Origin of the sequence: Alkalicoccus daliensis (assembly GCF_900103955.1) — a bacterium.
Taxonomy (GTDB): Bacteria; Bacillota; Bacilli; order Bacillales; family Salisediminibacteriaceae; genus Alkalicoccus; species Alkalicoccus daliensis.
Window position 1 is genome coordinate 35153 of record NZ_FNIL01000006.1, and the last position, 24244, is coordinate 59396.

Below are 24244 nucleotides of genomic sequence, written 5' to 3' on the forward strand. Positions count from 1 at the left end.
TTCTCGTGTTTATACAAATTTATAGTTTTTGCGGTATTCCATGGGAGGAGTCGAAAAGTATTTTTTAAACAACTTAATATAATAGCTCGTGTTGTCATATCCCAGCTTAACGGCAATCTCATCAATTGTTAAATCAGTCTCAATCAAATACATCGTCGATTTTCCCACTTTTGTTTTCGTTACATATTCCGTGAACGTAATGCCGGTTTCCTTCTTAAACAACCGGCTGAAATAACTGGAGTTCATATACAAATATTTTGAAACGTCTTCCATTCGTATTTTCTGGTCAATATGCTGCTCCACATATTTCTTCGCTTTTAAAACCCCTTCATTCTGAGTAGCATTTTCAGATTTAATATAGCTGATAATATCCGTGATATATCTGCACATATACTTTTTCAGCTGGCAGATGCTTGTTCCGTTGCTTACTTTAGAATAAAGTTCTTTTGCACTTGAGGAATCACTTTGATAAATATACTGATGTTTTATGGAAATGTTTATTAACACATTATGAATCAGGCTGTTTACCTGGTTAGGATGATATTTCAATTTATCAAATAAACTGATCCATTCCTTTACCGTTTCTTCTATGGCATCTTCCTTCAAGTCTGAAATCAGCTGATCAATTTTTTCGTATATAGCCTGATATTCAGCAAAAATATTGGAAGAGGCAAAAGAATAATCTACCGCACTTACTGGCAAAATATCTTTCTCCTTAATATAGAACCACTCTGCCTGAATTTCTGTAAATTTCTGCAGAGACATTTTCAGATGCTTCAAATCACTGAGAGGCTTTTCTCCGTATATAAAGGAAATACTGGCACCTAAATATTTCAGCATAGCCTTTTCCATATTTCTTATCGTATTTTTCAGCATTTCGTACGGATTGCTTTTTATTAGGGATTCCACTTCAAAAAACCAAATCATGCCGAACTCGTCGCTTAAAAAACTGATCAGCTTCCCTTCTTCCCCTGCAATTTCGAGGCTTACATTTTCAATCGCAGACAAAAGCAGTTCTGAAGATTTAAATTCCTGCAGCAATTCTTCTTTGTTATTAATATGGCCGATAAAAGGAAGGTAATAGTGTTCCTTCAGCCTCAGCCCGCAGTCATGCAGCTGGGATATATATGCTTCTTTATCCTGCAGTGGGTTATCCATGATTCCTCTTAACAGCTGCTTTTTAAAACTTAGTTTGTTCTGATCAATATAGGACTTCAGCTGATCCATTTCTCCCCGGGATTTTTCTTTTTCCTGAAGTTTCGAAATCAGGCTTTCTACAGAAGCTAGCAGGCTGTCCGGCTCAAGCAGGTCTTTTAAAATATATTCACTTACATTTAATTTCATGGCGTCTTTCGCATATTCAAATTTATCGTGACAGGAAATAATCAATGATTCCATTTCCGGCTGGAGCAGAAGCATCCGGTCTATTAATTGGAGACCATTAATTTCCGGCATATCTATATCCGTAATTAATATATCCGGCTGAAATTCTTTTGCCTCATCCAGTGCCTCTTCTCCGGATTCACACAGCAAGATTTCCACACCTTTTTCTTCCCAGGGAATACAGTCTTTCATATAACTCAGCATTTGATAATTATCATCCACCAGCATCGCTTTCATCGTTTTTCCTCCTCCGTATAAAAACGAAAAATAACCGACACGCCCCTATCCAGCTCACTGTCAACTTCCATGCTGAATGCTTCACCATATGTTAAACGCATTCTTTCATATACGTTTTTTAATCCAATTCCAGATGCTTCTTCTATTTCGGAATTATAATCTGCAATCACATCTTCCTTGCTCGTCCTTACATCGGATTGCAGAAGCTGAAGCTTTTCTTTTTCTATACCGGTCCCATTATCTTTTACAGTTATTTTTATCTGCTCGTTCTCCATACCTGCATAAATGGAAATAACACCATTCCCATTTTTTATCCCGTGTTTCAATGAATTTTCAACAATAGGCTGAATACAGAACCTCGGTACCACTTTATTTAACGTTTCCGGTGCAATATCAATTTCCAGTTTTACCGGAGTTTTCCTCATCGAATTCATTAAGTATACATAATTCTCCGCATGATTAATTTCTTCTTCCAGCGCAATATATTCGTCTCCTTTGTAAATCATCCTTAAAAATTTATTGAACGATAATATTAGTTCAGAAGATTGTTTATCTCCATTTTGATAAGACTGAATGCGAATGGTATTTAACACGTTAAAAATAAAATGAGGCTTGATTTTATCCTGCAGGTGAGCAATTTCTGCTTTCCGCTTTATTTCCTGTTCGGCTTTCAAAGTTTTGAACATTCCCTGAATGCGGTCCAGCATCAAATCAAACGCCTGGCTTAAACGGCCGATTTCATCATCTTTCTTAAAGTTTGACCTTATCTGCAGGTTGCCGGCTTCTATCTCCCGCGCAGCGTTTGCCAGACTTGTAATTGGCTGCGTGTAGCGGTTTACAATAAAGAGCAATATAATAATAAGCAGTATTAAAGCGATGGTAAATATAAGGATCACCTGGGTGAATGCATTATCAAGCTCGTTCATTGCCTCATTGTATGGAGTATAGCTTACCAGCGTCCAGCCTTGAAACGGAAAGGGGTGGTGTAAATACAAATAATCCTCTCCGTCCTGAGATACGCTCATAAAATCCTGCGTATCATCAATTTGTTCGAAATGAGGAAGGCTCAAACCGATATTCGATTCATTCTGGTCGTAAAGAATAAATCCATTCTCATCCACCAGCGCCAGATTCCGCGAAGATTGAAACTGATTTTCCAAATACTCTACATTCAAATTACTTAGCCCCGCAAAAATATAAGCAGTTGTTTCTCCCGTATAATTTGTGAGTCTCTTACCCAGCACAAGGGATAATTCGTTATTATTCAACAGATGCCCTTCAGAATTTCCCCGGCTGATTTCTTCTGCATTAAATCCATATACTTGAAAAGTTGATATGTTTTCCAGACTCTCCAGCCAATCAGTGATATTTTCTTTAACTATCGGACCATGAAAGTTGTAATTAGAGAAAAAGCGGTCTCCCACCGCTGGAATAACAGCAACGGAAATATCACTGTTTCTTGTTAACTGGTCCAATGTGGAATTTATATCTACAAATGCACGGGGAGGTATCGGCTCATTTCTGCTTCTGTTCAGCGTACTGCGGATCTCCTGATCAAAATGAATGTAATTCATCATTTGGATCATATCATCCACGTCGTTTGATAACGCCAGATTCGCCAGTTCCAGGTTATATCGTTCGCTCTGAATCGTCTGCTCTTCTACAATATCCAGACTGGTATACATAATATGACCCATGCTGATTAAAATGGGAACAGCAGTGCACGCGATAATAGTAAAGAGAAGCTTATTTCTTATCGTGTTCATCTTTATAAGATTCAATAGTTTCTCTTTTATACTCTGCATGAAGTCACTTCCCATAGCCCCCAACAGTACAAATAATCTTTCTAACTTCTTAATTTTATAATTAAGAAGTTAGAAAGGATTGATATGATCTGTCAAACTTGTAATTTTAATTACTCTGCATTTTGGTCAATTACATTTTGTACAGCTTCATGTGCATTTTCAATGGTAGTATCTAAATCCTGATCCCCTAAGAGAAAACTTTCCACTTCGTTTTCATAAGCGCTTTCTGCTTCACCAATGTATGCCGGCGGAATGTTAAGCGCTGCAGGCTCCTGCGTTTCGAGCGTATGAATTAGCGAATCTACATTGACGCCCTCCTGGTCAAGATCGTCTGCTTCCTCCAGCAGGTTGTTAACCACTTCTTCTATATCAACAGCCTGCGGATCTGGCAGATATTTGCCCTGCATAGTGATTCCCTCTGTTGTGTACCATCTGATAAATTCATAGGCTTCTTCTTTGTAGTCTGATCCTGAATAAATTGCCAGGAAGTCTGCTCCTGACGGAGAAGTACTATCGTCCCCTTCTGCCGCTTTAGGATATGGAGCATATGCCAGGTTAAACGGCGGATATTCATCCGTTCCCGACGTATCATTTATCATCCAAGTTCCTGTCATAATCATGGCCGCACTTTCACCGAAAAACTGATCTCTGTAATTAAGATCCAGTGAAATCGTATCAGCATACGGAGTAGCTGAGTTGTCTTCATGCCCACGCTCTCTGATTTCCAGTGATTTGCGGATATGTTCGCTGTCTATGTTAGAAGTTACACCGTCGTCTTTAATAATATTGCTGTCTTCCGGCTGATTGAAGACTGCCAGTTTCATATAATCCAGCCAAGTATGGAAGAATGTACCGTATCTTCTATCTGCACCTTCTCCTTCAGAAAGCTGTTCTGCGTAATCCATATACTCATCCCAGGTCCATTCTTCAGGAACTTCCAGCCCAGCTTCGTCCAGTGCATCTTCATTCAGCATGACGAAGAATCCGTTGAACTTACCAGGGAGAGCATAGTAGTCTCCATCGACAGCTGTATTTACGCTGTACTCATCTTCATATTCATAGCCATCTTCTTCTATGAAGCCATTCAGGGGTTCAAACATTCCCTGCCCGACCCGCTGCGAATAATCCTGCGCATTATTAATCATCATTACATCCAGTTGATCTCCGGAAGCTGCCGCTAAATCCATCTGCTGGACTGTTTCATTAGCATCATTATTTTCTGGTGAATTCATTTCAATATTGATATGAGGATGCTCTTCTTCAAATGCAGCTACTACTTCATTCCAATTGTCTTGTTCAATATTATACCAGTGGTGAAGACGAATTGTAACCGCTTCCTCTTCTGCCTCTGCACCAGCATTATTTACTTCACTGCCCTCCGCAGTATCATTTAATGTATTATCATTGTTATCGCTTCCCCCACACCCGGCAATAACTCCTACCAACGCCACTCCTAAAATTGAGCTTAGAAACTTTTTCTTCTTCATACAAATCCCCTCCATTATTTTATTTATCCTTTGACTCCGCCTAATGCTATTCCTTCAAGAACATATTTCTGTCCTATGAAAAAAATAATCAGCAGCGGAAGAATAGCCGACATGGTACCTGCCATAATTAAACTGTAAATTTCTCCACTCATTGAGGTGAATCTGGCAATTCCCACTTGAATGGTCGAAAGATGATCCGACCGCAGGAAAATGAGCGGCCCCTGATAATCATTCCAGGTCCAGATAAACCTTAAAATTGCGTACGTTGAAATTGCTGGCAGCACCAAAGGTACTGCAACTTTCCTGAATATAGTGAACTGCCCCGCTCCATCTATCTTTGCAGAGGCAATATAATCATCATGAATCCCTACAAAAAATTGCCTTAACATAAACGTTCCTAATACACTGAAGCTGTTTAAAAGGATTAATCCTAAATGCGTATCAAATAAGTCTAAGTACATATAAAGCATAAACTGCGGTACAAGAATTGCCTGTGCAGGAATCATAAAAGTGGCAAGTACGAGAAGGAAGATAATATTCCTGCCGGTGAACTGAATTTTGGAAAAGCCATAGGCTGCCATAGTGGAAACTGTTACTGATATAAAGGTGGTAGCTAAAGTTACTTTAATGGAATTCCAATAATACAGCGGGAAATCTCCACTCCAGACCTGAGCGTAATTATCCCATCTCCATTCATTTGGGATCCATTGTATAGGATATGCGAAAACTTCAATTTCTGATTTCAACGAAGCCGAAAGCATCCACAGAAATGGCATGAGAAACACAAGACCGATAATAAACATAATTACTGTAATAGTTATTTTTGTTAATTTCTCCTTCAAGATTAAACCTCCTTTACTAGTAATTCACCCATTTTTTCTGGCCGTACCATTGAATCGCCGTAATAATAAACAGCATTAGCAGCAATACGATTGATATGGCAGAAGAATAACCTGATCTTAAGTATTCAAATGCCTGCTCGTAGAGATAGTACACAATTACGGAAGTTGAATATCCCGGTCCGCCGCTTGTTAACACTACAATCAGCTCAAAAGATTTAAAGCTGTAGACAATCCCCGTGATTAGAAGGAAAAATGTAGTCGGCGAGACCAGGGGAACCGTGATGTGCCTGAACTTCTTGAAAATATTTGCCCCGTCCATGTCAGCTGCTTCATAAAGTTCTAAAGAAATATTCTGCAGCGCTGCCAGGTAAATAATTAAGTTAAAACCAATCGAGGTCCAGATAGTAATAATAATGACGGATACTAATGCCCAGCTGGAATCTGCCAGCCAGCGCGGTGGATTTTCAATCCCTATGGTCATTAAAACTTCATTAATTGGCCCATAAGAAGGATGGAAAAGCAGCTGAAAAACGATTGCTATCGCTACAATACTGGATATATACGGTAAAAAGTATACGATCTTGAAAAATGACTTCATGTATACATGTTTGTTGATAATAATGGCCAGGATTAATGAGAAAAACATGGTCACCGGCACCGCTGCTATTAACCAGGCATTATTTCTAACTGACCGGAGAAATATATCATCACTGAGAAGCCTTTGATAGTTGTCAAGACCAACGAAGCTCATTTCTCCTATTCCTTGAATAAATACCCAGTCGGTAAAACTTACGATAATCGCCATCAGGATCGGGATAATTACTAACACTGTCGTACCGATAACCATTGGACTGATGAATAAATACCCTGCCCATGTTTCTTTTGTCTGCATTTTCATTGATCTCTTTTTTTTCTTTGGCGGCTCCTCAGGTTCCGGACTTTGAGAGGGCTGCACGTAATTCTCATTATTTTCTTTTCTCAGTTCCAATCGTTCTCACTCCTTTTACGAAAAATTCATTTTCATTTGTTGGTTATCGGCTGCTGAATCATTTATGTCTTTTGTGTTACGTTCATCTTATCTGAGTATGTATCCGCTTACATGGAATTTTTTTGTCCACTAATGAAAAAATTTTTACTTTTGAAAAAATTCTGTCATATAGTTAATAATGATATTTCATCACTTTTCAAAAATACAACCTCGCTTTTTTTAAGAACGATGAACAAAAGATTTATATTATTTTCAGCGGGGGTTACTCTCAAAGGTTCGGCCGGTAAGCGGAGGAGAACCTTATACGTATCTAATTATAAATATTAGAAATTCCTTACTTTATAACCATGCTGAAAAGCGGACACGGCAATTCAGCCGTGTCCGCTTTTCTTAGTGATGTTTTCAGTTCACTTCCTGAAGCTGTGCCAGAGCTTCCCGCAGCTGAGTTTCTGCTTCCTCTACTTTATCCTGTGAAGACTGTGGATTTTTCAATACAGACTTTGTATTCTGCATAGCGGAATGGAATGGTTTCCAGCTTTCTTTCGTATAGTCTTTGCGATTCTTATCCTGCTGCTCTTCATAAAGTTCCTGCAGGGAATCCTTATTTACGCTTGTTAAACCTTCCACTGCTGCTTCCAATGCAGTTTTCGCTGTATTTATCTCCTGCTCAGAAGATTGTGGATTTTTCAAGACCGCTTTGGCATCCTGCATCGCAGTATGGAACGGTTTCCAGCTTTCTTTTGTGTAATCTTTATGATTCTTGCTCTTATGCTCATCGTAAAGCTCCTGCAGCGTAGTTTCGTCTGCATCTGCATTACTTTCTCCTTTAATAATATCCATACCGTCAATCGTAAAGGTGCCGCCTTTCACTACAATCTCTGCAGTGTGCGCCGTATCATCCAGCCCCCATAGATAATAGGAAGTCTGCCTGTCGCCTTTTGCGTACACTCTGTAATCCTGATGAATCAGCTGGTCATCAACATACACGTCAATTAACGCATCCGGTGTCGCCCCATGCAGATTGAAGCCGGTTCCTTCAAACTTGAATATCAGGCTGTTCCCTGCTTCTTCTGTCTCCGGCGAACCGTAAATGTTCACCCCGCGGTAATCCATGAAATCTTCTAATTTTTCATTATCCTGAAGTGAGACTTTTAAGGTGTGTCTTCCTTCTTCCAGATCTTTTACCGCATACCTTATTCCGGTGCTGGTATCTACCGTATGGTTTCCTGCATCTTCCCCATTCAATTCAAAGTGGTATGCAGTCTGATCACCTGTTCCGGAGAGATATTCAATTCCCGTTCCTGTAAAGTGAATCAGAATATAAGGGTTATCGTTGAAATTTGCCCAGGCGTTGGAACTGCTCGAGCCCCATTCCAGTCCATTCTCACGATACGCATACACTGTATTTTCTTCTTCTCCTATTTCTGCTTCATCTGAAATTGCGATGAAATCATTTGGTGCAATAGTAGTAACTGCTTCTCTGACAATCTCTTCATCTGTTTCAATTTCTGCTCTCGTAAAGCTGGCGAAACTGTCTGTCGCTTCTACTCTCAGCGTGTGTTCCTGCTCTTCCAGACCATCTGCAGACCAGACCATCTGCTCAATACTGCTGTTGTTCCGGTAGTTTGCTTCAGCGACCAATTCATCATTTAAATAAATGTCCGCTGTCCCGTTCGACGTGTTTGTTTCGCCATAAAGCCTGATCGCATTTCCTGAAAATGTGATTTCAAAAGAGGCATCATTGGAGGCGCTTCCCCACGCATTCCTGCTGTTTGATCCCCACTGGCCGGAATAATATACTTTGTTGAGTGTGCCGCGTTCTTCTGTCGTATCCTGGTGCCCGACAGTGACGCCATTCCATACTGGGAAATCTGTACTTGCAGTCATCTGCGTCCGGTTATGATGCGCGTATCCTGCCTGCGTATAATTCCAGTCGCCAACGTATCCAAGCGGATTCCAAGGATCATTATTGTTCAGCGCTTCTTCTCGGGAAGCATACTTCTTTCCCTGGGCACTATCGAATTTCTCTGATGTATACGTGTGCCCTTCGATAGGATCGACGCGGAAATTATCATAAAGCGTTTCATAATATCCTGATCCAATTGCTACTCTGCCTGCCATCACTGTGGAATCCTCATCCGTATAGCTGGCAACTTCTTCCCCATTTAAATACATGGTAAAAGTATTCTCCTTTGCTTCCAGTGCCAGGTTATGCCAGACTTCGCTGTCAAAGTTCTCTACCTGCCCTTCTTCTACCACGCTGCCAAGTTTCAGTATTTCATAGCTTCCGTCCTGATAGATGCGTGCGTTGTAAGGTGCGTAGGAATCTCCGCCTTCTGCTTTCACCTGCCGCACGCCAATTAAGGCATAATTACTTCTTCCTTCTGCTTCTTCTGTATGATTATCCAAAAGGAAGTCATAAGAAGCTTTGTAATTTACCCAGCGGTAATCGCCCAGTTTCGTATGTGGATTGTCATTACTCTCCGCTCCATCTCTTCCTCTCCATACTGCCCATTCTGCTCCGATAATATCAGGCGTCATGATCTGCTGAAGCATATTCCCGCGTTCCTCTGCTTCAGGAATATCTCTTGAATTCCGTTCAAAACTGCCGGATGCAGCCGGTTCTGTTGCTTCTCTTACAACTTCAAAAGCTCCGCGCTGATCGGTAGTATAACGAGGCGTGCCTCCGCGGCGCTCCACATAATCTCTGCCTTTTTCATCCTCCGGATATTCTGCATATTCAAAATCATCTGTGTAAGGCAGAGGCAGAATGGTATCTTCTGCTAAGTCAATCGGATCTGACTCATATGCGAAATTTTCCACTTCCGCTTCTTTATCCAGTGTGGAAATAGTAACAAGTGAATAAGGGTTTACTTCAATTTCATATTTTCCATCTTCCGGCGTTACCTTGTTAATATTTTTAAACCAGTTGGCATCGTAATCCTGCCCATCCTCCGGTCCGCGTGTTTCCCAGACAAATACTTCCGCATTTTCTTTACCGCTGAGATTTTTGGCATCGATCTCATAATGCCTTGTATCCCGTGTATTATTTGCGATAACAGTCGTATAGTCGTCCGTCTGCGGATCTTTTAAAGTCATATAGTTATGTGTACCCGAATCAACATCTACTCCGCCGTCCATGAAGCTTCCGTCACTATACGTTGCATCTTTAATATACTGCCAGCGTTCATTTTCATCAGTAGAAAGATCATTATGTCCTACGAAATTCATTACATGACGAACTCCCTGCACTCCTCCGTCTGCTTCATAAAATCCCGACCATGGAGTAAATGCATTGATCAAATGCTTCGGGCTGTAACCCGATCCCTGATAAAATGCTCCTACTGCAGGCTGGAAATCAAACGAGACAGCATTAAGAGGGTGATCTCCTGCTCCTTCCCAGGAATACATGGAAATAATACGTGAAGAAACATCTACAATTCCGTAGCGTCCTCCAAGCCCTTCATATGCTGGCTCCATATTTAAGCGGTACCGTGCGTTTATCATTGGAGAAACACCTTCAGAAGACCATACTTCTTTCGGCTCTTTCCCCGCTTCTATCAGTGTATTCTGCAGTTCAGTCAGTTCCGGGGAACCAGACAGTCCGTAATGCGTCGCAATGACGTCAATTTCATCAATCAGATCTTCATTCTCCAGTAATGTTCTGGCAATTGTCTGTGTATCTCTGTAGCCGTCCCCGCCGACAAGCTTAATACTTTCATAGTCAGCTTCGTAATTCGGCTCTTCTTTAATCGCAGTAGTGAAATATTTCAGCCATTCCACTTCACTTCTTCCATTATTGTTCTGCGCTCTTTCATTTTGGGAAACACCTACATAATCCAGTTTAAAACCGTATTCTTCCTGTACAGCATCGATTGTCTGTTTATACCACTGGTAGCGGCTTTCATAGTTTTGACCTGCTGCATCCTCCCAGGTCCAGCGCGGCTCTCCCCACCGCAGAAATTCAGTGGTGATGTTCTCATTAATTTTTTTTGCATCAGCAGCAAACTGGAAGCCAGCTCCTCTGGCTACGTTCGCCGGCTCATCCTCATATCGCATCGTAGCCGGTTCTGTTCCGGAAGACGAATCTACATCGGCACCCAGCTCCACTTTCACGTGAATAAGACCCGCCCCTGTGTCCGGATGGAATAATTTATTCATAATTTCCCAGTAAGCTTCCGGGTCTTCTTCCTTATAATCGATCATCAAGCGGGAGGTGTTGTTTGCAGACACTGTCCCGTATCCTTTAAAACGATGATATTCATCGACGTCTGTCCCGTCTATCGAAATCGTTTCTCTATGATCTTCCCCCTGCGTTACATTTCCTTCTACGAAAATGACCGACCCAAAGAGTAAGAAAGCAATAAACCAGAGACAAATATTTTTTGCCGGTTTAGAAAAATTTTGTTTCATTTATACCGCAGTCCTTTCTGCTTGTAGAATAGTGTGAAATTGTTTATTCTCCGCGTACTGCTGAATATCTGAAAAAGCAGTCAAAACTTATGTACAGCCTCCTTTCCGTAGAATGATCTCTTGAACAATCCACCTCCCTTTCCACATTCGTTCAATAATAGTACGAGGTACAGAGATAATACTAATCAATTATGTATGCGCTTACATGAAACTTTTTTGCTCAATCATGAAAGTATTTTTACTTTTCAAACTTTTCCGAACTTAAATTTTCAGTGTTGTGAAATACTTAGTATGAAGTAATTTTGTCTTTTTCCAGCGCCGGCTTACTCAGGGAAGTACTAACACTCTATTTATAAAGGATGTGTACAGATGTCTTTTGAAGAAAGAAAAAATGAAATAATAACTGAAGCATCAGAACAGGCATTACGTTTCTCTTTTCAAAAAGAACACTTATGGTACCTGGACGATCTTAGAAATAATTTTTACTTTGCGATGCATTTATACGCCGGTGCCCATAATAAACAAATAAAATTATCTGCAGAAAACGCTGATGCTGAAAATCTGGCTGAAAAAGTAATACTGAGGGGACTAAGAATGCAGGAGCGCGATCCCGAAAGTAGTGTTTACGGACATTGGCCGCTGAATCTGGAAGGACCGGAAGCAGAAATTTCAGCGCATCCTCTTCCAGCAGAGCTCCTTACCAGCTTGTTTTTAACGTTTTACTCAACATACAAAGATACGTTTTCACCTGCGCTGCTGAAGGAATTTCATCAGTCTTTTAAACATCTTTATACCAGTGATTTTTTACATCGCGAACCAGATATTTTCAGTCATCACGAAGCAAAGCTTTTTTGCAATCAGCTTATGCTCGGCCAGCACTTCCATGATAATGCGCTTTATGAAAAAGGCTTTACGAATATGGAAGCTCTTTTTCAGCATCTGAAAACGAATGGCTTCCGGGAATATGGGGCATTGCCCTGGGTATGGCACTGGATCCAGGCTGTGTCTTTTGCGAAGGATTTTATCAGCGGCAGCCGTGCAAAAACTTTACTGGAGAATGTATTAAATTATCTGTGGGAAGAACGTGCGGAATATTATTTAAAAGGAACCTGGATCGGCGCTCACTCGCGAAACTGGTCGCATGATATTTCGGAAGACCGCAATAATGTGATTGATTATATTCAGTTTGGTGATTTCGATTCCCCGAAGCATTTTCCAAGACTCGAAGGAGCCGGCTTCCTCACCCATCAGGTCGCAGCAGCTGTTTACAAAGAAGCTGTCTCCCCTGATATACCGAAGGAAATAAAAAAGAAAATTTTTAATAAAACTGACCCGGATAATAACCCCGAAGTGTTTCATCATTACATTTATAAAACCGCTGATTTTGCACTGGGCGGATTGTGGGAAAGAGCGGAAGAGTTTGATAATGAGCAGCACCGCTGGGATGTGACGCTCCCGCTTCCTCAGGAAGGGGTAAACCAGGCTTATTTCTTTCAGCCGGGAGAAGGATTCAGTATGGAAGATCCGAGGCACGAGAGTCCGGGAAGCGATGTACTGTTTTATAAAAATACCGCAGCAGCAATCTTTGATTTAACAAATTCAGAGTATGGTTTTATTATCGGTGTATTGCCGAAAGGCGAGTGGCTGACTGAGGACAATCGTTTATACGGAAAAGCAGGTACCTGCTTCTTTTTCGTACAGTTACTGCATCCTTTCTCGATCGAAGAAAAACATAATCGCATGCAGGTGAAAAGCAGCGGCGCCCGTAATGCAATCATTATGGAAGTATTCACTACCAGTCAGGCTGCAGAAAGAAACATTCACTCCGTGCAACAATGGAAAGCACAAATGGAAAAGACGAGTTCTCCTTTTCATATAGAAGAGAACACCGCTGTTACGGTTAACTACAAAACATTCTTTGAGGATGCTCTTTATTTAAAGAGTTATCTGGATCAAATAACACCGCCTGAACACACGATTAACAATAGCAATGTTGATTTTTATAATTATTATATTTAGCTGTTCTCATAATTATGAAAAAGCGATCTCATTTTCTTAATTCTATAAATAAAGGCTGCACAAAGAAGATTCTTCTCCTTGGTGCAGCCCTCTTTTTATGGAGAAAGCTTGATAATAAAAGTTTCATATAAAATTAGACTTTCCCAATGGCTTGAAGATATTAAGCAGGGAGAGATAGCGGGGAGTTCGAAGCCTTCATCATCAATCTAAACAGGAGTGACGTACAACCATTGGATTGTTTATACTAAGGGTAATCACTATACCCAGAGCGTGTTTAGGAAAGTGAGGGGACCATCCATGGATCCATTAAAGGATGTTCGATGGAAGCAGAGATTTGAGAACTTTGAGAAATCATATTTGCTGCTCGAAAAATATGCACAGCAGAATCTTCAGAACGAACTTGAAAGAGCCGGTGTGATTCAATTTTTCGAAATGACATTTGAACTGTCCTTGAAAATATTAAAGGATTATTTAGAGATGGAGGGCTATCTGGTGCAAAGCCCGCGCCAGGCCATTAAACAGGCATTTCAAATTGAATTAATTCAGGACGGCCATGTGTGGCTGGATGCTTTAAGCAAAAGAAACTTAATTACGCACACCTATAACGATGCGCTTGCTGAAAAATTAACGAAGGAAATTAAAGAGATCTATCTACCGGAGCTTCGTATATTGTACAAAGCATTATCTGAACGAAAGGAGTGAGATCGATGTTTGGTTTACAAAAAACAGATATAGAAGTAATTCAGCGGATGCTGGAACAATTCAATGAAATTGAAAAAGCTTTTATTTTCGGCAGCCGGGCGATAGGGAATTTTAAAAAAGGTTCAGATATTGATATTGCCGTCAGCGGGAAAAATATAAACGAAAACACACTAACAAAACTTTTCACATTATTAAATGAAGAATCTCCTCTCCCCTATTTCTTTGATCTGCTGCATTATGAAGAAATTTCAAACAGCGAATTAAAAATGCATATCGATAACTTCGGGGTGGAAATATACAACAATAAGACTTCGATCGTTTAGGAATATTCATCCTTTGAAGTAAATTTTGGCTACGCAATCCTATTTCAGTAGAAAAAGAACGAACCATCAATGAAATGACAGTTCGCCCTAAAATCCAGCTATAAAATTCCAACAGTTACTTTAAATTCTCCACGGCAGCTCTTTCAACTGCCAGGCCGCTCTTATATCGTTCCATGTACTCTTCAAATCCGGTGACGTCTTCCTGCTTCGGTTTTACGCGCAGGATTTCTGCTTCAGAGAATACTTCCTTATTTAAGAAGTCTTCCAGAGAGGTTTCTCCTGAACGATTCGCCATATACGAAGCCAGCAGTGCCGCGCCCCATGCGCCGCCTTCATCCGCTGTTTTCATGACGGATACAGGCGTGTTGAGTGCGCCGGCAAGAATGCTTGCTGCGACACCTTCTGTTTTGAAAATACCGCCGTGTGCGAGGATTTCATCCAGCTCCACTTTTTCTTCTTTGATCAAGATATCCATACCGATTTTCATTGCCGCAAACGCGGTGAAAATATGCGTGCGCATGAAGTTCGCTAGGCTCAGATTGCTGTCGGAGGATCGAGCAAACAGCGGGCGCCCCTCTTCAAAGTGCGTCACGTGCTCTCCGGATAAGTAGCCGTAGGAAAGCAGTCCGCCGGCATCACGGTCTCCCTGCAGCGCCTGCTCAAATAACAGCGAATAAATTTCATTGTCATCTTTCTCCACGCCCAGCTGCTGCGTAAACTCTTTAAACAGGCTGACCCACGCATTGATATCGGAAGTACAGTTATTGGAGTGTGCCATCGCGACCGGTGCACCTGCCGGCGTAGCTACCGGATCTATTTCCGGATGCACTTCGGACAGTTCTTTTTCCATTACGACCATGGCGAATGCAGAAGTTCCTGCGGACACGTTTCCTTTCCGCGTGGCAACACTGTTTGTCGCAACCATGCCTGTCCCTGCATCCCCTTCCGGCGGACATAACGCGACACCGGCTGCAAGTTTTCCTTCCGGATCCAGGAGCTTTGCTCCTTCATCAGTTAGAGACCCTGCCTGTTCTCCTGCAGTAAGAATTTCCGGCAGAATGTTTTCCAGCTTCCAGCCGTAGGATTTTTCTTCAATTAACTGTGAAAACGTTGCAGTCATCTGCTTATTATATGTTTTTGCCTTGGAATCGATCGGGAACACGCCGGATGCTTCGCCGACACCCAGTACCTTCTGTCCTGTCAGCTTCCAGTGAATATATCCTGCAAGCGTCGTCAGATAATCAATATCTTTCACATGCGCTTCATCGTTTAATATCGCCTGATACAAATGTGCAATGCTCCAGCGCTGTGGAATGTTAAAAGAGAACTTCTCCGTTAATGCTTCGGAAGCCTGGCCGGTAAAGTTATTTCTCCATGTTCTGAAAGGAACGAGCATTTCCCCTGACTTGTCAAACACCAGGTAGCCGTGCATCATGCCGCTTAATCCAATTGCTTTCAGGCTTTCAATTTTAAAGCCGAAGGTCTCTTCCACTTTCCTGTTTAAATTCTGGTAACTGGATTGTATGCCTTCCCAAATTTCCTTTTCACTGTATGTCCATGTGTTATTTATGTAGCTGTTCTCCCAGTTGTGATTTCCCGCAAGTATTACATCGTTATTCTCATCGATCAGTACAGCTTTAATGCGGGTGGAACCGAGTTCGATCCCCAGCACTGCATTTCCCTGCTGAATTGTCTGTACAGTTTTTGTATTGTCCATTTCCCTTCACCATCCTAAGAAAGTTTATATTGCTTAAACGAGTAAAATTCATTGATCCTTCTGAGAGCGTTCATTCAATCAGCTTAGTTGCACCCATCATCTTTGATAACGTTTACATTTTCAATAAGTACTTTTTATCTAATGTTCACTATTTCCTAATAACTAAAATCAATTTCCTATCCTGGAAGGTTTTTCGCCTTCGGCTCTCTCTTTAAAATTATAACATAAAAAAATTTTGACTTGTACGTATATATTATCAATTTTATAAAATATTATGTTATGTAATAGAACAAGTTATTATAATGATTAAAACCCTGCTTTAATTACAGAAACCGGAAGCTTGTGCCCTGCCTCCAGACGTTCGATTGTATATGGGAACTTAAGGGTTCTTCACTTTTCTTATTCCGCTAAAGCTTTTTAATCTGTATTCAGTGTGAGTGCGGGATCTCTTGTTCTCAATCTGCTTACTGAGCAAACCATCCGCCGGCTGCAAACTGGCAGGTAATCATGTTAACCTTAGAAATAAGAACAATACATAGTTAATTAATAAGGAGGATATGATGCAGGGCATAGAATGGGGATTAGGAATTTTACTGGCAATATTTGTTAGCTGCTTAATATTTAGTTCTATAAGATTTATATTGAAACCCTTAAATAAGAAGACTTCACATAAAATCAATAGGTTATTAAGCAAAAATATAATCTTCGATGATTGGAAATAACATTAAAACTCTCTTTCACCATTGGAAAAGACGAATCCCAAAGGAATTCGTCCACGAGTTGTTCCGCTAATAAGATGCATTTTAATACAGTTCTATATAGATAAAAGCATCAATACAAACCTTCTCTTTCACCTGCCGCAGATGGGGAGATACCTCACTTAAAAGAGGGAAACGGATCTAAAAAGCTGCGATATCACCGTATCAAGGACAGTGATTGAATTTATGACTGAAATAATAGCTAACCCAATTGCAGTTACGATGATCCCATAAAATTGCTCTATTCCTTTTCCGTCTTAAAAATTCCGTGAAACATCTATTCATTCATATCTGTCTGTTACTTTCCACTTAACTGCTGCTGGCAGCTTTTCCCTGAAGTACTTTTTTTCTGCAATTTACTCCAGGAAAACAGCTGATATTAATCTACAGCGTTACCGTCTTCCTTTCTTTTGCTGCCAAACCTTCTCCAGACGAAAAACCCTCCAACCGCTACAAATACGGCTCCTCCAGCCATGGCAAAAACGGATCCACTGCCGTTCGTTTGATACGTAATTGTTATTGGCCCCCGCGCCATAATATATGCCTCATTGCCTTCATAGTGAACGTTAGAAGAAGCAGCAACAATTTCTCCGGGAGCTTCAATCGTAACGTCAATTGTTTCGTCGTACATTTCAGCAGCTACGATATTAATATATCTATCATCCTCAAGATCAATATCTTCATTTGGAATCATAAGATCATTTTCATCTGTTTCCATTTCTCTTGCCGGAATCATATACAAATCGCCTTCAAATATATCCATAGAAGAAAATGCTACATCCATGTAAATATAATCTTCATCAGATGTCACGCTGAAATCTGTGATAACTTCGTCTTCCTCAAAGGAAGATCTGTCTAATTCACTTTGGAATTCTTCCTGAATTTCCTCTTCTGTCACAAAATCATTCGTAATTATCCGGTACTGCATATCTCCAGAACCGTCCTCGTTCAAGCTGATCCTTGCGTCACCACACGCAGATAAAACAATTAATAGTAAAATAACTCCTGTCAGTCTCCCAATTGCTTTCATAAATAAACACCCCTATTTTTAATTACAGAACCAGTATTGTATTAGTTTGGACCGGCCACCCCCCCCGGCTTCCTTACTGCCAAAAAAGTACACTCTCTTTCATGAAAATACCGTCCAAATTAAAATTTGAACGGTATTTCCTTCACTTACTCTCCTAAAAAGCAGTTTGCTGCTTATTTCCTGTAAAGAATTTCAGTGTGATAAATAACGTTAGCGCCGCAATTACAAATGCGCCAATAAATGTCTGGATCATCGGCGTCGCAATAACGAATGATCCTCCCGCCTGCATTCCAAGTGCTCCCGTTCCTCCATCTAAAACGAATCTGCTGAACAATGTGGAAATGGCTGCACTCAGCGCATATGCGGAAGAGAAAATAAGAATCAGCTTATTGTCACTCATGGAGACAGCCGAGCGGAACTTATAAGCAAAAAAAGCAATAACAGCTACCGGCACTAAGAAACTTAATGATAATAGAAACGGAAATCCGGTAAAGAAAAATTCATCAAAAAGCGGCCCTCCGGAAGAAGCAAACAGCCATAATGAACCGTTTACCGGCAGTTCACTTAATTCAGGCCCCACTATTCCATATAGAAAATCCGGGAGATTTAATTGGAAGTTTAATGCACCAAAGTGGGCAATGGAAGTAAAGTAAGCTCCGAACTGCATAGAGAGAAAATTAATCAGCGTTGCTGATTCAGGTTCTTCAAACAATAAAGACTTTGTAAAAGAAGTATTTCTCACATAGATATAACCAATAACCGTTAATATAAGATAGTTTACTGCGAATGCACCAAGCCCCCAGTGCACTGCCTGAAATTCCGGAAGCTGCGGGGAAGAGACCTTTGAAGGCAGAAGCGCTCCAAGTGAGCCTGCATAAGTAAAGATAGTAAACAGCAGAAAGCTGAAGAACAGCACAGTGAAAAATGGATAAGAAACGGAGGCCGAAATTTCCGGAATATCCATTCCCATTCCTCCCATTCCACCAAATCCCGAACTTTCCCGGGAAAATAAAGCAAAAACACTTACAACAATTGCGTACATCAGTCCGCCTGCTACAGCAGTCTGCAGCATGGTCAGATGGTTAGACGTTCCTAAATACTTAGCAAACAAGTAACCGCCCAGAGCAAAAGCGATACCTAAAAGCAACGGCAGGAAAAATAATCCGAATTTCAATGAAAAATCCATTCCAAAACCAAATGCTTCAGGTGCCCCTGCTGATATACTCGGAAAAACCATATGTAATGCCAGCAATACTTTCACTACAGAAACGTTCATCATTTCCATAAATATTGCAGCTTCCGTTCCTGCAGCTGCAGAGCGAATTAGATTTTCTAAAACTAATTTCACAATAAAACTCACTGCAAATGCCAGCACGAGTGAAATCCCTGCCAGCATCGCTCCCGGTTTCACTTTGTCTATCCATGCGTTCTTATTTGTAAAAGCAGCGATCGTATCTTCTTCATACGCGCTTCCCACGCTCCGGCCTTGAGCGGCTGGGCGGCTTTTAGCCAGCTTTATCGCAGGTGCAGCAGAAGAAGTTCCGCAGCTGCCGCAGTAATTCGCTCCTCCAGTCACAGCGTCACCACAGCTGCGGCAATGCTTTGCCAGTTCTGCCACTGCAGAAAAATTCGTATGTTTTCTTAAACTGAATCCATCTTCCGGACAATACTGAACTGCCCCGCCGTACTCATTTCCACATTCTACACAATACATTCTTTTCTCCCCCTTTCTGTCTATGCACTAATTACTTTTACAAAATGCTGTCCGCAGCAAATACAGTAATCGTTCTCTGTTTTATTTTCTGTACTGCAGGTTTCACAGGATTTGACTTCAGTTAATACATCCTTTTCGATAATTTCCACTTTCGCTCCACAGCTTCCACAGAATTTATCAGAGCTGCTTACCGGAGCGCCGCAGGAACATTTTGTCTCCACATCCGCCTGCAGTTCCTCCATTTTCAATCCTAGTTCATAAAGCTCCTGATCGGCTTCTATAAGAATTTCAGTCATTTCCTGGTATTCCTCCACAACGTCAGGGCTTCTTCGAATATCCCGGTAGCACGCCTCCCCGAGTTTAATTAACTGTTCTGCTTTCGTCTGCGTAAGCACCTGCTGCTTTTTCTTCAGCTGCTGGACCTGCTTTGATACCTCTAAATTATTTTGAAACTTTGAAAAACCTTCTCCTACTTTTGCTTGAATATCTGCCATGTTCTGTCATCCTCTCTTTTTTACTTTTTAATAAATTCTTTCTTCTACAGACTCCGGTTTCCAATCTTCTATTTCTTCCTGCCCTGCGATCCACCAGGTGTCATCCTCATATATGACGTGATAAGTCCACTGCGCACTGCTGTTGCTTTTACCAGCGGTACCCCGGCTCCTGCCCTCTTTGTGGTACCCCGAATAAAAATTCATTTCCACATCAATTTCCCCAGCGTAGGAATCCCCGGTTTCAATTAAATTGAAAGAACCTTCGTCCAGCACAACGGAAGTAAGCTCCCCGGTATAAAACCATCCTTCACTCCTCTGGTCCGCAAAATTCTTTTCGACACGATCAAAATATTCATCTTCGTAAGAAGTGTGCACCATAGTGAACTTTGATTCGTCCAGCTGGTTATAAGCCTCAATATATTGAGATGCATGATCATTTACTGCGTCAAACATCAGATCCCGCAGAGCTTCTTCATCTGTATCAAACTCCGCCTGGTAATGAGTTTCTTCTGCAGTAATTACCTGAGGAGCAGATCTTTCCGTCCCCCATAAAGTTTCCCATTCTCCGTACACTTCCATCGAACCGTCAAATGCTACCGGTCCATATTCTAATTCTTCTCCCTCATAAGTACCCACATATTCGTTATTTACATACAGAGAGCTTCCCATTTCTTCTGCACTGAGCGTGATGAATTCCCCTTGATACTCACTATGGATCTCATAAAAATAACCATCCCACTCTGCAGCGTTCAGTTCATATTGTTCTTCGTATGCCCCCTCTGCACCGTCGTAAATAATATCAATCACAAAATTTTCATAGGGCAGATTTACCAGTTCAATGCGGGTAGAAGCACTATCCAATACGCCCATGTCCTGCCCGTTCAAATAAACTTCTGTTCCAGCATGCGTGCCGGTTATGTGAATTTCATACGGCTGGTATTCCAGTTCATGATCCTGAAAAAAATAAAATTTATCCGCTCCTGGCTTTACGTGCACCGGCCACTGTGATACATATTCTCCTCCTGCAAGCACCTCAAGAGATTCTCTTTCAAAATCAGCAAATAAATCAGCGTCATCATCAAAATAGTCAATCAGTGCTTCTGCATGACGATCAGCTAAGCTGTTGCTGCTGGCTTCCACAAAATATTCTTTGTCGGCAGCCTCCACCGCTTCATGAAATGACGCCAAATATGCAGGAGAAGAATAATAATCTGAAACATAATAGTATGTACCAGCTCCAGCAGATACGAATAGAAAAGGAATGATTAATGCAGCAGCTGTTTTTTTATTGATTCTTTTCTTTTTCCCGCTTTCTCCATTGGCCGGAAGAACATCTTCTCCTTGCTCTCCACCGCATCCCCCGCAGAATTTAGCATCGCTGTTAATAGTTTTGCTGCAGTGTCTGCAGACAGAAAGTTGCTCCCTATCTTCACTTTCCTTCGCAAACAACTCCCCGCAGGAGACACAGAAGGCACTGTTTCCTTTCCTCTGCGCACCGCACGTAGAACATTCCATTACAAACCTCCTTAATACCCATGAAAGAATGGTTCTTTTTGTTTATGTTACACTAAATTAAAGTAATTTTCTATGTAATTTACATTTTTTTATATCTAAAGTCTTAATAAAATTTATTTCTATCTGAAGGAATTCTTTCCTATCGTGACAAAATCTCATTTGCAGCTATAAAAGAAATCGGGATTTCTGAAGATAAATCCTGTAAAATCACAAGTTGCAACTCATATTTTTACATATTATACTATTTTATCTGTAATATAAAGAAATTTTTGGATTTTATTATTTCTTTATATCTATATGCAGCTGAAAATTACATACGTATATTTACCTGAATAAAACCAAATGCATTTCCATATACTCATAAAAATTCAGGCTTAAAGGTACATTCTACATAGTTATTTTTCGTCGGAAGCAGATGCTGGCGGTAAAAACATGAAATGAAAAGCTGATTTTCTATATTGTTTTTTGTATGTCATGCATATTTTTCGCTTTATGACAGGGTTTTCATCACCTTAATTATATAAATTTTTAAATTAACATGACATAAGTATCGGTATATTTTCTTTTTATTCCATTTTTTCATTGAAACTGAAACTATTATATTAGATAATAGAAACATAATTCTATTTACCTAGTATATTGTTTTACTTTTCCTGCAGCTGTGAGCGTTTTTAGTTTATGCAATGGAAGCAACGATAACAACTTTCCCATCAGGCTGCGCGAAATGCGTAATCCCGGAGCAGGTTTTCAGCGGTCAGCAGGTGGAACTTTTTCCAGTTCTGCGTGAGCCTTTTGAAGGTATCCCGTTTGTAATACAACGAATCACTGGTAAAACTTATGAAATTGTTTCACCTATCTTAATTCTAAGGAGCGTAACGAATATGTCATTTTGTAATAATTGTGGAGAAAAAAGAACAGCAGGAGAAACACAATGTGCGAATTGTGGAAAGGAAGTGCAATCCTCTTCAGCGAAAGCCAGGTCGAAAGCGACCAAAAAACAGAAGGTAATATTATTTTCTTCTGCTGCTTCTGTATTAGTGCTGGGTGGACTTTACTTTACCGGCAGCACGCTGGCGGATGGCAGCCGCACTTTAAATCATGTACAGAAAGCGATTCTTGAAGAAGACAGTGAGACGTTGTATACATACATGAGTTCGAGCGATCCTGTAAAAGAGGTAACGGAGAAACATGCAGAGGATATTATCAGCTTTTATCACAGCTCTTCTTACACACAGAAGGATATGGATGAATATTTCTCCTACCGCGCTGATCTGCTCCGCACGGGGGACAATCCAATATTTGCTGAAGAAAATCAGGGTACAGAAATCCCATGGGTTTCCTTTGAAAAATCAGGAAGTAAATACTTATTCTTTGATAATTATGATTTAGTGATTAATTCTTTTCCGCTTTATGTCACTTCCAATCAGAACGATATCAGTTTTCAGGTAGATGGAGAAACTGTGTCCCACGATGTAGATGGAATGGGATATTTCTACTTAGGCGATTTCCTTCCGGGTGTTTATGAAGTAACCGCTTCTCTCGAAAGTGATTTCCTGGATCTTGATGTATCTTCCACACATCAGCACCTGCAGGAAGGAAATACGAGCGAACTCCTATTTGATGTAGATGAGATCGAAGTGACTTCTTCTATGGAGAATACTGCCCTCTTTGTGGATGGAGAAGACAGTGGTATGACTGTAGGTACATCATCAGTTACGATCGGGCCAGTGCTGATGAATGGTGAGATGGAGCTGCACGCAGAAAAAGAGTCACCTTTCGGGACCCTCCAGTCTGATGTCATTTCACCTGAAAGCTGGGATGTTCATTTTGAATTTCTTTTAGAGGAAGAGATGAAAGAAACAATTGTGAACGACATGCAGAATATGTTTGAAAATCCTGATTTTTTATATGAGGGCTACTCCAACAGCCTGCGGGTGTTAGAAGAAATGGAATGGTTTACAGAAATGGCGGAGGTTTATGAATTCGAAGGGAAATTAGCTGTTTCCATTCCTGTCACTGAACATTGGCAGCATAATGTTTCATGGAACGATGAAGAACTGGATATGAGACCTGCGGAAGAAAATAGAAGATACACGCTTGTCTACCAGGAAGATAACGAAGAGTGGGAAATAGACGCCTATACTTCCGACTATGGAGAACGCACCGGACTGCCTGAAACTCTCACATTCGATGCTGATTCCCAGGTGGAAAATGCGATAGAGCAGCAGAAAGAAAACACGCTTGAAGCATATCGTGAAAATGCAGATTCCAATCTTGACAGCTTATTCCGCAACTTTATTCATGGAAGCCTGAATTTATCGAATTCCGGCAACGAAGGCGTATTTGATTATATAGATGAAGATGCGGAAGAATACCGTGATTCCATTATTGAATATACGGAATATCTGGAAGACAAAGAAATATCCAGAACACTTTCCAACTATGAAGTAGACAGCTATGACACTTCTGATGATGAATTCTATACTGTGAACACTGTGGAGGAGTACCGGATTTATTACGGAGAAAGCGATGAAACAAAGATGAAGGAATATGAATCTACCTATCGTGTCAGATTAACGGAAGATGGATTTAAAGTAACGGAACTGGAAGAAACGAATGAAATTAACAGTGAGGATCTTTAATAATTCTTAACTGAAGAAAACTTTAATGCTGCTTTTTAAAGGTTGCTGCCAGTATTTTCTTCTGTAGCAGCCTTCTTCTATTAATAAAATTCACTGGAACTTAACGTGAATGGTAACTCACATGAAATACGATTTATAGCTTGTGAGTTCAGTTAGAAATCATTTACAATTAAGT

General features: G+C 40.8%; 15 protein-coding genes. 4 read left to right on the forward strand and 11 right to left on the reverse strand.

What is annotated here, in order from left to right:
* Positions 1 to 9 precede the first annotated feature (9 nt).
* The 6 genes from BLP92_RS10640 to BLP92_RS10665 all read right to left on the reverse strand — a co-directional run bounded on the left by BLP92_RS10640 (position 10) and on the right by BLP92_RS10665 (position 11155).
* Complete coding sequence (locus tag BLP92_RS10640) at positions 10 to 1620, reverse strand: response regulator transcription factor (RefSeq protein ID WP_090842945.1); 1611 nt, start codon at positions 1618 to 1620, stop codon at positions 10 to 12.
* On the reverse strand, positions 1617 to 3425 hold the full coding sequence (locus BLP92_RS10645; RefSeq protein ID WP_175444255.1) for a sensor histidine kinase: 1809 nt from the start codon (positions 3423 to 3425) through the stop codon (positions 1617 to 1619). Before BLP92_RS10645 ends, BLP92_RS10640 begins: the two co-directional genes overlap by 4 nt.
* Before the next feature lie 110 nt (positions 3426 to 3535).
* On the reverse strand, positions 3536 to 4912 hold the full coding sequence (locus BLP92_RS10650; RefSeq protein ID WP_175444256.1) for an ABC transporter substrate-binding protein: 1377 nt from the start codon (positions 4910 to 4912) through the stop codon (positions 3536 to 3538).
* A 23-nt stretch (positions 4913 to 4935) separates the two neighbouring features.
* Entirely contained in the window at positions 4936 to 5715 is a 780-nt protein-coding gene (locus BLP92_RS10655; RefSeq protein WP_090843062.1) for a carbohydrate ABC transporter permease, read from the reverse strand.
* 55 nt (positions 5716 to 5770) lie between these two features.
* Positions 5771 to 6742, reverse strand: a complete 972-nt coding sequence (locus tag BLP92_RS10660; protein WP_244516782.1) for a carbohydrate ABC transporter permease — start codon at positions 6740 to 6742, stop codon at positions 5771 to 5773.
* Between the two features lie 402 nt (positions 6743 to 7144).
* Positions 7145 to 11155, reverse strand: coding sequence for an FIVAR domain-containing protein (locus BLP92_RS10665; protein ID WP_090842948.1), 4011 nt, complete (start codon positions 11153 to 11155; stop codon positions 7145 to 7147).
* Between the two features lie 369 nt (positions 11156 to 11524).
* On the opposite strand from BLP92_RS10665, the gene BLP92_RS10670 reads away from it, so the two are divergent.
* From BLP92_RS10670 to BLP92_RS10680, 3 genes are all read left to right on the forward strand, one after another.
* Positions 11525 to 13174: a hypothetical protein gene (locus tag BLP92_RS10670; RefSeq protein ID WP_090842949.1), complete on the forward strand. Its 1650-nt coding sequence runs from the start codon at positions 11525 to 11527 to the stop codon at positions 13172 to 13174.
* A gap of 297 nt (positions 13175 to 13471) precedes the next feature.
* Entirely contained in the window at positions 13472 to 13876 is a 405-nt protein-coding gene (locus BLP92_RS10675; protein ID WP_090842950.1) for a nucleotidyltransferase substrate binding protein, read from the forward strand.
* 5 nt (positions 13877 to 13881) lie between these two features.
* Positions 13882 to 14199: a nucleotidyltransferase family protein gene (locus tag BLP92_RS10680; RefSeq protein ID WP_090842951.1), complete on the forward strand. Its 318-nt coding sequence runs from the start codon at positions 13882 to 13884 to the stop codon at positions 14197 to 14199.
* Between the two features lie 115 nt (positions 14200 to 14314).
* On the opposite strand, the gene BLP92_RS10685 is transcribed toward BLP92_RS10680, so the two are convergent.
* The 5 genes from BLP92_RS10685 to BLP92_RS10705 form a co-directional block, all read right to left on the reverse strand.
* Positions 14315 to 15916: a xylulokinase gene (locus BLP92_RS10685; RefSeq protein WP_090842952.1), complete on the reverse strand. Its 1602-nt coding sequence runs from the start codon at positions 15914 to 15916 to the stop codon at positions 14315 to 14317.
* Between the two features lie 1137 nt (positions 15917 to 17053).
* Positions 17054 to 17704: a hypothetical protein gene (locus tag BLP92_RS10690; protein WP_090842953.1), complete on the reverse strand. Its 651-nt coding sequence runs from the start codon at positions 17702 to 17704 to the stop codon at positions 17054 to 17056.
* 154 nt (positions 17705 to 17858) lie between these two features.
* Positions 17859 to 19418, reverse strand: coding sequence for a 4Fe-4S dicluster domain-containing protein (locus tag BLP92_RS10695; protein ID WP_090842954.1), 1560 nt, complete (start codon positions 19416 to 19418; stop codon positions 17859 to 17861).
* Between the two features lie 20 nt (positions 19419 to 19438).
* On the reverse strand, positions 19439 to 19912 hold the full coding sequence (locus tag BLP92_RS10700; protein WP_090842955.1) for a zinc ribbon domain-containing protein: 474 nt from the start codon (positions 19910 to 19912) through the stop codon (positions 19439 to 19441).
* 27 nt (positions 19913 to 19939) lie between these two features.
* The gene (locus BLP92_RS10705) at positions 19940 to 21427 is read right to left on the reverse strand and encodes a TcaA 3rd/4th domain-containing protein (protein WP_090842956.1); all 1488 of its coding nucleotides are present in this window, start codon (positions 21425 to 21427) and stop codon (positions 19940 to 19942) included.
* An 881-nt stretch (positions 21428 to 22308) separates the two neighbouring features.
* Here BLP92_RS10705 and BLP92_RS10710 point away from each other — a divergent pair.
* Positions 22309 to 24069 carry a TcaA 3rd/4th domain-containing protein gene (locus tag BLP92_RS10710; protein ID WP_090842957.1) on the forward strand — a complete coding sequence of 587 codons (1761 nt, stop codon included), beginning with the start codon at positions 22309 to 22311 and terminating at the stop codon, positions 24067 to 24069.
* Positions 24070 to 24244 lie beyond the last annotated feature (175 nt).